The organism is Atlanticothrix silvestris CENA357, from assembly GCF_016056295.1.
GTDB classification, from domain to species: Bacteria; Cyanobacteriota; Cyanobacteriia; order Cyanobacteriales; family Nostocaceae; genus Atlanticothrix; species Atlanticothrix silvestris.
The window spans coordinates 37,323-48,882 of the sequence record NZ_JAECZB010000031.1 but is presented as its reverse complement, the minus strand read 5'-3'; the positions used below and the strand labels follow the sequence as shown (position 1 = coordinate 48,882).

General features: G+C 41.3%; 9 protein-coding genes and 1 rRNA gene. 5 read left to right on the top strand and 5 right to left on the bottom strand.

The window, feature by feature from the left end:
- The first annotated feature begins 205 nt into the window (after positions 1-205).
- Positions 206-323: ribosomal RNA gene (gene rrf, locus I8751_RS13710) — 5S ribosomal RNA — on the top strand.
- 186 nt (positions 324-509) lie between these two features.
- Here rrf and I8751_RS13705 read toward each other — a convergent pair.
- The 4 genes from I8751_RS13705 to I8751_RS13690 all read right to left on the bottom strand — a co-directional run bounded on the left by I8751_RS13705 (position 510) and on the right by I8751_RS13690 (position 6,321).
- Positions 510-2,669, bottom strand: a complete 2,160-nt coding sequence (locus I8751_RS13705) for a caspase family protein (protein WP_214439714.1) — start codon at positions 2,667-2,669, stop codon at positions 510-512.
- A gap of 80 nt (positions 2,670-2,749) precedes the next feature.
- Positions 2,750-3,928 (bottom strand): sulfate adenylyltransferase, encoded by a 1,179-nt coding sequence (gene sat / locus I8751_RS13700; protein WP_214439713.1) that lies wholly within the window; start codon positions 3,926-3,928, stop codon positions 2,750-2,752.
- A 246-nt stretch (positions 3,929-4,174) separates the two neighbouring features.
- Positions 4,175-5,629 carry a sensor histidine kinase gene (locus I8751_RS13695; protein WP_214439712.1) on the bottom strand — a complete coding sequence of 485 codons (1,455 nt, stop codon included), beginning with the start codon at positions 5,627-5,629 and terminating at the stop codon, positions 4,175-4,177.
- The gene (locus I8751_RS13690) at positions 5,626-6,321 is read right to left on the bottom strand and encodes a response regulator transcription factor (RefSeq protein WP_214439711.1); all 696 of its coding nucleotides are present in this window, start codon (positions 6,319-6,321) and stop codon (positions 5,626-5,628) included. The genes I8751_RS13695 and I8751_RS13690 overlap by 4 nt, the downstream gene beginning before the upstream one ends.
- A 151-nt stretch (positions 6,322-6,472) precedes the next feature.
- Between I8751_RS13690 and I8751_RS13685 the strand changes: the two genes are divergently transcribed.
- The 4 genes from I8751_RS13685 (at position 6,473) to I8751_RS13670 (ending at position 10,381) form a co-directional block, all read left to right on the top strand.
- On the top strand, positions 6,473-7,939 hold the full coding sequence (locus I8751_RS13685) for a YncE family protein (RefSeq protein ID WP_214439710.1): 1,467 nt from the start codon (positions 6,473-6,475) through the stop codon (positions 7,937-7,939).
- Positions 7,940-8,219: 280 nt separating this feature from the next.
- Entirely contained in the window at positions 8,220-9,338 is a 1,119-nt protein-coding gene (locus tag I8751_RS13680; protein WP_214439709.1) for a phosphotransferase enzyme family protein, read from the top strand.
- Entirely contained in the window at positions 9,335-9,874 is a 540-nt protein-coding gene (locus I8751_RS13675) for a DOMON-like domain-containing protein (RefSeq protein ID WP_214439708.1), read from the top strand. Before I8751_RS13680 ends, I8751_RS13675 begins: the two co-directional genes overlap by 4 nt.
- Before the next feature lie 81 nt (positions 9,875-9,955).
- On the top strand, positions 9,956-10,381 hold the full coding sequence (locus I8751_RS13670; protein ID WP_214439707.1) for a hypothetical protein: 426 nt from the start codon (positions 9,956-9,958) through the stop codon (positions 10,379-10,381).
- A gap of 590 nt (positions 10,382-10,971) precedes the next feature.
- On the opposite strand, the gene I8751_RS13665 is transcribed toward I8751_RS13670, so the two are convergent.
- The gene (locus I8751_RS13665) at positions 10,972-11,493 is read right to left on the bottom strand and encodes a Ycf51 family protein (RefSeq protein WP_214439706.1); all 522 of its coding nucleotides are present in this window, start codon (positions 11,491-11,493) and stop codon (positions 10,972-10,974) included.
- Between the last annotated feature and the right edge of the window lie 67 nt (positions 11,494-11,560).

Sequence of the window (11,560 nt, the reverse complement as noted above, 5' to 3'; positions counted from 1 at the left end):
CCCGTTTATAGGCGGTAGGTGGAAGTGCAGTAATGTATGCAGCCGAGCCGTACTAATAGACCGAGGGCTTGACCTCTCAAACATTTGGTTACCAATTCATTCGCGTTACTTGCAGTCTTCAGGGTTTTGTGAAGTATTAGAAATGTAAAATTTCAAAAGTCATTTTTAATTTTACATTTTTAATTTTTAATTCCCATCAGGTTTTCCTGGTGTCTATTGCGCGGTGGAACCACGCTGAACCCTTCCCGAACTCAGAGGTGAAACGCTGTTGCGGCGACGATAGTTTAGGGGTAGCCCTACGCAAAAATAGCTCGATGCCAGGTCTGTTTATTCAAATCAAAAAGCCTCCTAGGTGAGTTACAGCTAGGAGGCTTTTTTATCTCTCTATACTAGATAGAGGGATCAAAATAGAACATAGAACTGTGATATAAAGCATGAACATGAAATAGCCATAAATTCGTGGCTTTACGCTGTTGAAGGATGGGATGAAAAACGATTATGTTGTCTACTTACGCTACTTGAAAACTAAAATTAAGACTTGCCCAATTATTTACATCTAACACATAGGATTCTGAGGTTGTACTGTTCATCTCGGCTTTGATAGTACTGGTGTTGTGCAAGTCTTGTAGTAAAGCCTGGGCAACTTCTAAGGGATTTACCAATGTGTTGATGAATTGTCGGTCTGCTATCGGATACTTAGCGGTTTCTAAGGCTTCCAAGGTTTTGCTAAAAGGGGCGGTGCTGAGAATCAGTTGATATTCGCATTCGTAAGCTGGCCCCGAAACCATCAATCCAGATGCAGCTTCTGTTTGTGGTACTGCGACTGTTTCGCCAGGGGCAACAACCACTGGTTTAAGCATGGGTTGGGTTTCTGAAATGTTAGATTCTTCTAGGGTTTGCCAAGGGTAGAAGCCGATCGCAGTTCTATTGTTTTTCAATCCCAGTAACATTAAATATAATGGGCGATCGCCTTGATTTTGCACTCGGTATTGCATTCGACTACCGATAGGCACAATGGGAGTAGTTAGGGCTGAAGTTTGAGTTGCGAGTGATTTACTACTCGGTTTTTCTAAACTCAGAGTTCGTAAAGTTTCCCGTTTGATGATGACCCGTGACGATATGGTGTTAATGATCTCTAGGGTTGCTTTAACTGCCAAGCGAGAAGAACCTTCATTTTCTGTTAGTCGCCATAATTTTGCTGCTAATAAGGCGGGAAATTTTGCTGCTAACCGCAGCACTGCCACTCTCACTGCTTCCCCAACTTCCCCAGCGGTGTTGCCAATCACCTCACCGTCTAAAGAAAATAGTCCATAGCGACTGGGAGTTTGTAATAGTTTACCAAACACATAATCAGCTGATTGTTCTCCCACCATAACAGTCGAAACGTGGTCAACTCCGGCAAAAGCACTTGTAGCATCTACTCGTTCAATTCTTTCTAATCCAGTACTTAAGGCAACAGTTAAATTAATATTTCGAGGTAACACACGAACAGCTTCTTGAAGGAGTTGTCCGACTTTGAGGGAATTTGTACCTTCAAGTTTGGCAATTGAGGCTTTTGCTGTTAATCCACTGCGCGATCGCAATACCAGTTGTTCTCCCGTTGGTAAGGTGAGCCTGGAATTAGCGCTATAATACTCCAGCACCTGTGGAGGTATTCCTCCCAACCATAGATTAGCAGTTTTTCCGTCTTCTTCAATTCCTATTACTGCTCCCTCTGCCCCCATCAAGTCGTCTGGGAGAAAATTCCCGATAGTTAAAGCTTTGTTGTTTTTACTACTCAATAACCCTGGCTGCTGTTTGCTACCCAGCTGATGTATAGAACTGCCTACATGAGAGAGGCTAAATTGAATTGTTTTGGCTGGGGTAATTTCCCAAAGATATTGGGTTAAAGCGTAGGTAAATAAGCCAGCACTAAAACCAGAAAATAGTAATTCCCTGGCTGACTGTTTTGGATCAGAACTTGCAGATAATACTGCTATGTTGCTAAGTTCTGCGTTTTGTGTATTGAGTGCAGTCTGATTTTTGAGTTGTTGGAGAAAGTCGAGTTCTGCTGCTGCTAACTGGGTCGCGACTAACTCTGGACGTACGCGGATTCCCCATCCTGTTGGCTGGACTGAAGTTGGAGAATAGTAACTAGTATCGAGTACTGCTGTAACACGGTCGGTGGAGAGCGATCGCAGCAATAACAATAAGTTTTCTTCCCATAAATAGTTGACTATTTTCTCATCTTGTATGTAGTACTCCTTGGCTAGAACTAAAGCGTTTAATACTGTATCCGCAAGTTCTGCTGACTTGATGCGAGTACCATAGCCGCTAAAGTGGAAAACAACCACATCCCCAGACTTAGCTTGCTTGCCAAGATGCTCTACAAAAGCTGTCTCAATTGATTTTTTATCAGCTTGCTCTTCAGTTAAGGTGAGGATATCGGCAGCTTGGAAACCGAACCGATGCATCAATAGTTCTTTTTGCAGTTCTACATCTGTTAGACAACCACTAAGAGATGGACTTTTTTGATATTTATTGATGCCTATCAATAATGCCAATTTATGCGGAGTCGGTTGTGCCAAGACTTGGTAATAGCGATCGCCTAAAGTCAACCACTCTGTCTCAGATACACCCAATGCCGCAAGTATTAAACCAATCCGTTTGAAAAAAGTCCGACGCTTCATAAATTAGCCATCAGCCCTCAGCCCATCAGCTAACAGCTTAAAGGGCTGAAGTCTGTGTGTAAAGTTAAAGTTTAACCGCCCTAAGCCAATACTTGTAGTCGCATCGCCCGCGCCAATTCCGCCGCCACTTCTGGACGGGAAAATTCTGGTGGGGGTAATTCACCTCGACGCAGCATTTCCCTAACTTTTGTTCCTGATAGATGAACACGTTCTTCTGGCTTGCTGGGACTAGTTTTAGTTGTCGCCATCTGTTTAGTACGCGTGCAGTAAAAAGCGTGTTCAAACTTCATAGGCACAATACCTAATTCACCCGGCTCGAACTCATCAAAGATGTATTGAGCATCATAAGTGCCGTAATAGTCACCAACCCCAGCATGATCCCGCCCGACAATAAAGTGAGTGCAACCGTAGTTTTTGCGAACTAAAGCATGAAATATGGCTTCTCTAGGGCCAGCATAACGCATGGCTGCGGGATTAATTGCCAAAATCACCCGATCTTGAGGATAGTAGTGTTCCAGCAGAATTTCATAGCAACGCATCCGCACGTCAGCGGGGATATCATCTTCTTTTGTTGCCCCTACCAATGGGTGCAAAAATAAACCATCCACAGTTTCTAAAGCACACTTTTGGATGTATTCGTGGGCGCGGTGGATAGGATTGCGAGTTTGAAAACCCACAATTGTCTGCCAACCCTTGTCTTTAAACATCTGCCGTGAAGCAGCTGGATCTATTTGGTAGGTGGGAAAATGTGCATGGCGATCGCGTTGCAGTAGCCAAATATCACCTGCAAGATTGACGGAACCTTGGTTATAAACTACCTGTACACCAGGATGTTTAGCGTCATCAGTGCGGTAGACATTAATGGCTTCGCGGGTTTTATCATAATGATACTTTTGCGTGAGCTGCAAAACCCCAACAAACTCTCCTTTGGGGTTATCCAGACGAATTAAGCCGTCCTCCTTAAGAGAATCAGCTACTTCTTCAGCTACCGACAGTGTAATCGGTATTGACCACACAAGACCGTTAGCTAACCGCATTTGCGTAACCACGCGATCGTAGTCTGCTTGGTTCATAAAACCTGTAAGTGGACTAAAACCGCCGATCGCGATCATTTCTAAATCAGAAACTGCTCGCTCGTCAAGTTGCACTCGCGGCAAAAAGTCGGCTTTTGAGAGAAAGTCTGCCCTTTGTTCAGTTGTAGCTATACGGTTAACCAACTGTCCACCGTGGGGGGCAATGGCATCTGGATGGTGACTCAACGTAATCCCCTCTTTGCGTTAACTGCAATTGTTTCAAACTATGTACTAACTAACTTATCAAAATGCTGGTACGGGGAGAAAAAGATTATCAGTAAACCAAAAAGTTTTTCTTTTCCAGTAAGCCCTAAATAGCTGGTAATAGTTGATACTATTTAATACGCAATTTCCTAACCAGCAGACATAAAATATATTAAAATTACTTAGTCGATTAAGACTATTAATATTAAAGGCTACTTGCGATCAAAATTATTCTTTTTGCTCTGCAATCGGAAGATAGAGAGTAATAATAGTTCCTTTCTCTTGCTCACTTTTGACTTCTAAAAAACCACCCTGCAAGCGACAAAATTCGGAGGCAATCGCTAACCCCAAACCCAGTCCTCCCCGTGGTCTTGCATTATTTACTCGGTAAAACCGTTCTGTTACTCGCTCAATTACATCTTCTGTCATTCCTTTACCAAAGTCTTGTACTTCTAAAGGTATATATTGACATTGCTCTTTTTCTATCAACGGGAGGATGTTCAAATGCACGGTTTGAGAATCTGGTGCATATTTAATCACATTATCAATTAAGTTAATAATTACTTGTCCTGTAAGTTCTGGGTCTACCCAAACAGTGGTGATTTTTGATGTGACAAATAACATCAATTCTAAATCTGCTTGCATTGCGCTGGGTTGCATCCGAGAAATACATTCTTGAGCGATCGCTACTGCACAAACGGACTGAGAGTGAACCGAAAGCTGTCCAGCATCTGCTTGTGCTAATAATAACAATTTATCAACTAAGTACGAAAGATAATCTGTTTCACGACAAGCACGTTTAATATATTCCTCTGCTTTATTCTCAGTCACTACACCATCGATTACCGCTTCCAATCCCAAACGCAAACTAGCAAGGGGAGTCCGTAAATCGTGAGAAACATTTGCTACTAACTCTCGCCGTGCTTTTTCTTGTGCTTGCAGTGCTGTGAGTGTTTGCATGAGTTTTTCTGCCATTTGGTCAAAAATATGCCCCAGTTGAGCTAGTTCATCGTTTCCTTGCAGATGAGAGCGAGTGCTGTAATTTCCTGCTTCCAACTGTTGTGCTTGGTGGCGAAGGTCAGCTAGAGGATTAGTCAATGTCCGGGATAAAATTAGTCCAGCAGCTGTTGCAACCCCCGCCGAAAGGATTGCTGTTATCATCACTAATCCTTTAACTTCATCTGCAAATCTTCTTGGGCGTTTGAGAGGCATGGCAACATAAACTACACCAATAACTTGATTTCCAGTAATATTTTTAATAGGTGCTGTACTATATAGCCACCATTGAAAATTAGGATTTTTTGCGACATATAATCGTCCAGAGTGAGATACTCCCGTCAGTGTTTTGGAAATTATATCAGGTGGTAATTTGACAGAACTATTCGACTGTACACCCGAACTTTTTAACAATATATTTGTCGCTCGATCAAAAATTATGACCTCGACTCGACCTTGCTGACTGGTGATTTCTGTCAACTGCTCAACAAGCTTTAAATCTTGCCAATGAGTGCGACTTTTTTTTGCCAAAACATGAGCTTGCTGCGAAAGTGTTCCTTGAGCATCTTTAACAAAAAACTGCATCAGAGTCTGATCAATAATTACAAATAAACCAGCAACACTACCTAATGTGACAATTAAAAGAGTAAAAGTTAAACGGGTGGATACACTTTGCCACGGTTTCATACATCACTGATTTTAAAACGATAGCCTACACCCCAAACCGTTTGAATATATTCCGGATGTGGCGAGTTAAACTCTATCCTTTCCCTGAGTTTGCGAATATAAACATCCACAATTCTCACATCGCCCTCAAAGTCATATCCCCATACCCGTTCCAATAATTCTTCACGGGTGTAAGCACGTCCTGGATGCTTTGCTAACTGTGCTAAAAGATCAAATTCCTTGCCGCGCAATTCCAACAATTCGCCATTTAAATAAGCTTGTCGCGATTCGCAGTCAATCACAACACCACGAGCATGTTTGACATCACAATATCCTTTTTGGTAAGCCCGTCGCAGCAAAGATTTGATGCGGGCGATTAGTTCCTTTGCACTAAAAGGTTTTGTCAGATAGTCATCTGCACCAACAGTTAATCCCTGGATGCGATCGCTTTCTTGGGCGCGTGCAGTTAGCATTAAAATGGGTACAAAGCATTGGTTAGAACGTACTGCTTGGCATAGCTCAAATCCATTGAAATCGGGCAACATAATATCTAGTACAACTAAATCAGGACAGCAACGTTGCACAATTGCCATACCGTCTGTCCCATTATTAGCTGTCAAACAGTGCATCCGCTCTCGTTCAATGTAAATTTTTACAGTCTCTAGTAGACTGGTATCATCTTCAACAATTAAAACTGTTGTTGCAGTAAGCATTAGTTTCTATTCTATTTATCTCCCATAATGCAAGCAACATATTAAAAAAGTATGAATTGACGAAAAATATCTGTGCCAACCAGATAATTCACCGATTTTTAATATTTATGTCTCAGACTTAGCAAGTAGTAGCTTTAAGGAATATAAGCGAATGCTTGCACGAAAAAAATTATTATTTATCTGTTTCTTACTTCTCTCCCTGCTGACAACCTCGATTGTCACAACATTTTTATCAACGGAAGAGAAAGCAGTATCATCAGTTATCCCAATCAGTGATCGCGATCGGGTATATACAGCTGACCAATCGTCTAATACTGTCTCAGTCATTAACCCAGCCACTAATACTCTTTTAGGACGAATTACTCTCGGAAATTCCCGCCCGAATGTTCTTAGCCCTTTGTATCGAGGAGAACTTAATGTTCATGGTATGGGTTTTTCTCCTGACCATCGCACACTAGCTGTAATTTCTACAGGTTCTAACGCAGTCACACTAATTGATACGGCAACAAATGGTATAAAAGGAACAATTTATCTAGGACGCTCACCCCATGAAGGCTTTTTTACTCCCAACGGTCGAGAGTTATGGGTTGCAGTACGCGGTGAAGATTACATTTCTGTAATTGACCCCAAAGCCTTAAAAGAAGTTCGTCAAGTAAAAGTCGCTTCAGGCCCGGGAATGATTGCATTTAGTTCCGATGGCAAACGTGCTTATGTTTGCTCTAGCTTTACCCCAGAACTGAATGTAATAAATGTAAAGTCATACCAGGTAATGAAGAAAATTCCTGTGGTTAGTCCTTTTTGCCCAAATATTGCCATTACTCCTGATGACAACGAAGTTTGGTTTACCCACAAGGATATTGGCAAAGTCAGCATTCTTGATACTAAAAGCCTAAGTATTAAAAATGTCCTCGATACGGGGGCAATTACCAATCATGTCAACTTTGCTGATAACACCAATGGCAAATTCGCCTACGTAACCGTAGGGGGGCTTAATCACGTGAAAGTCTATAAACGTGACAATCATCCTGAGTTGATAACAACAATTTCTACTGGAGAATTACCGCATGGAATTTGGTCGAGTGGAGATGGAACGCGGGTGTATGTGGGTTTGGAAAATGGAGATGCTGTTGATGTAATTGATACTATCAAGCAGAAACAGATTGCCCGCATTCCGGTCGGTTATATGCCGCAGGCTCTAGTTTATATTTCTAATGCAGTCTCAATAGGCGAAGGTCGGGATAATCTCAAATCGCCTACTCAAATGCTGACGCATAACATCGCATTTAAAGCACATAAAGGCAATGATGCGATGGGTAATTTAACGATTCGAGACTTGGGGGAAGTTTCGGGATTGGATTTACTTGTTTTAGGGTTGAAACCCAAGCAAGAGTATGGATTGTATCTTGTCGGTGCAGAAAACTCCAAAGAAATTATTACTGCAATTAAAACCGATGCAAAAGGTAATGGAATGGGACAAGCAACAGGTACACTTTGGGAAAGACTCAAACCTCTAACACATTTTGAGGAAGCGAAGGGTCAACAATTAGTTATTGCTCCTAAAAATGCTCAAAATCCAATTGATGAAGCTGTTTTAGTGATGGTTAAACCTTGCTGTTAACTTTTTACTTCAAACACAAAGGTAGTCATCTTACTTAACGTGAGTCTCCAAGGAGGCGCACGTTTACTGAATATGTACTATTTCTGCTGGTGAAAAATTTGCGTACAAAACAGTATTAAATACTACTAACTACTTAGCGATCCTTTCAGAAACAACTTTTTGGTTTACTGATTATTGGGATTGGGGTCAATCAAAGAAGAGAACGGATGAAACTTACGCTAGGATATGCCCTATTGCCTTTGTGCAATGGATGTGGGGAGTAGTGTAGGTAAAAAACAATATGACAGAAGATATTAAGGTACAGGATACGGAAAATCTTAATGCCATTGCCAAGCAATTCACGCTTCACGGTCAAGTTATAGAGGTTAAAGCATTTGGAAGCGGTAATATCAATGATACCTTTTTGGTAACTTTGGCTGCCTCTAAAGAAAACCATTTTATCTTGCAACGCATCAATAAACAGGTATTTCGCCAGCCTCAACTGGTGATGCAAAATATGCGTATTTTGACTGAGCATGTTCACCAACGTTTACAATGCACTCCTCTTAACCGTCGTTGGGAAGTGCCCCGTGTGCTGTTGACTAAGGATGCCCAGGATTACTGTAAAGATGCTGAGGGGTCATTTTGGCGGGCGATTAGCTTTATTAAAGGTTCCCAGTCTTTTGATACCTTAAGCGATCGCTCACTTGCCCAAGAAATCGGCTATGCCTTGGGGATGTTCCACAATTTTATCAGTGATTTGCCTCCTGAAAAACTTGCCGACACTCTAGAAGGTTTTCATATTACGCCGCTTTATCTGCAAAACTACAATGAGATTTTGGCGAAAACTAGTGTGCATGAATCTCCTGAGGTGAATTATTGCTTGCAGTTTGTGAGCGATCGCCAGACCTTTGCTCATATCCTAGAACATGCCAAAGCTACAGGTAAGCTACCTCTGCGGCTGATGCATGGCGATCCTAAAATCAACAACGTCATGTTTGATACTGCTACCCAGCAAGCAGTCAGCGTTATTGACCTCGACACCGTTAAGCCTGGGTTGGTACATTATGACATTGGTGATTGTCTGCGATCGGGTTGCAATCCTGCTGGAGAAGAAACAGAACAGTGGCAAGATGTTTATTTTGATACTGACTTATGCCAAGGAATCCTCCAGGGTTATCTTGCGATCGCTAAAGCATTTTTGACTGAAAATGATTATGCATATATGTACGATGCCATTCGTCTGATTGCTTTTGAATTGGGACTGAGATTTTTTGCTGATTATTTAGCTGGTGATGTCTACTTCAAAGTCAAGCATCCAGAACACAACTTAATCAGAGCGATCATCCAATTTAAGCTGACTGAGAGTATCGAATCTCAAGAAAGCAAGATTCGCACTATTATTCAGGATATGAAATGAACAAGCAAATTTTTTCTCTGCAACCATTTCCCTCTACTAAAACTTTGCCTAATTTGAAGATTGCAGGTACTATTGCCCGAAATCATAATCAACTTGCCATTAGCTATCAGCTTTTGGGCGACCTCAAAGAAGTAGCGATCGCACCACCATCAAATACACCAATGCGAAAGCACGAATTGTGGAAAGATACCTGTTTTGAGTTCTTCCTTGGCATCAAAGATTCTCAACGTTATTGGGAATTTAACCTCTCTCCCGCTGGACACTGGAATGTTTATCGATTTGATGGATACCGCCAAGGAATGCAAGAAGAAATAACCTTGACAATACTGCCATTTAATGCGTATCAACAATCGGATAGTTTAGCGATCACCTTGGATATGGATTTGGATAAAATCATCTCGGCAGACCAAGCGATCGTAGTAGCCATCACTACTGTGATTAAACACGCAGATGGTGAAGTGACTTACTGGGCATTAACTCATCAAGGTTTAGAAGCTGACTTTCACCTGCAAGAAAGTTTCGTGATAGCGTTGTGAGTTATACCTGAAATCCATAATATTCATGTAAAATTATGCAATTAGGGTTGAAAGTTATACTAAACACTTAGGATTTTCCCAATGAATCGTAGTAACCAGAAGTTGCATCCGCAGAGATTAATATTGAGTCTCAGTTTAGTATGTGGAATTTTAGGTATAGTGAGTGCTGACAGCGTATCTTCTCAAACTACTCCGGTAATACGCATTTTAAGAGTTACGAATCCAGGCGGCACTACTTTTAAGCGAAGAGACAGCTGGTATCTCCAGTCAGGTGATATAAAACAAGCAGATCAGAAATGTGGTGTTAGACAAGGTGAGAAATTTTTTGTCTCATCTATTGTTAGCAGAGATGATAGTCAGGTAGTGAGTCCTAACCGTAATGGTGAACGACTGCGAGATTACTGGGAAGTCGGATTTGAGAAGCCGCTTCCATGTAATCGACAAGGTGATACTTGGTTTATTTTTAAAACTCATGTTCAACAATTACAAGCCGTTACTGTTCGCTAAACTTCTGCTTAGGGCTTGCTGAAAAAGTCCTTTGGTGTGGGTAGGGAACGGGGAACAGGAAACAGTTTCATGCCTATTATTGACAATTTTTTGGAGTCCAAAAAATTGTCAATGCAAGATTTTTAAGCCCTATTACTCTCTATAAGAGTTGTGGCGATTGCTATTTCTGAAAGTCACTAAAGAGAAATATTTAGAAAACTTTATAAGCTTTTTTGTCTGCTGTAGATTATTATTATAAACAAACCTGTTAATATAAAGAATACTATTACACCTATTGCACCAGTATCTAGAGTTACATCTAAGGTAAAACTAGCTACTAACATAGCAGTTCCCGCCATTATACCTATAGTACCGAAAATAACTGCAAAGATTCTCAGCAGCATAAAAAAACAAAATTTTCAAATACTTTAATGATATTACCCCTCTTTTGTTACTTGTGGGAGAGAATAACCCCTAAACCCTGTTATTTGGTAATTTCTCAACAAGTAAACTTAAATGAGAAAACTAGAATGCGATCGCTCAATTGATGATTTCGTCTAAGGTTTAGGTTGGGGGTAGTATTTTTCTCTCCCCATAGTGATTAAAGAGGGTTAAGCAGTAGGCTTTGGCAATTGAGCAAATTTTTCTGGGTAAATCTCAATCGTCATTTCTTCATCTTCACGGGTAGCCAAAGTTCGCTTGATTTGACCCAGGTAAACCGGCACAGAAACCCCTGGTTCTGGGTGGACGACGGTACGGGCACGAATTGTCATCTGGTTGTCTGCGCGTGTACCTAAGCGACCATAAGAATAAAGATTAGTGGCTGCTTGACGCAGAGTTGCTTCTAGTTGTGTAGGGGAAATTTTGGGCGATGTGGCAATTACGGTTTGTGTTGAACCATTGTCATAGACTAAAGTGTACTTGACTGCTCCTGGAATGACAGTATGAGTCAGAGGAATCAAAGAGAGGGTAAATAATCCACAAGTCAGCACTATCATAAAGCCAGTTGTACCTACCAGCCGAAAGCGGATGCCCCATTTGAGAATAAAAGCTAGGATTGCTAAAGCAGCAAATATCAATGTGGCAATACCCGACCATTGGGTGTACTTAAGAAAGTAAGCTGTTGTAAACATACAGATTGGCTATTGAGGTGTCTTAATTGTTCGTTACCGACACACTCATTCTACCGATTTGCAATTA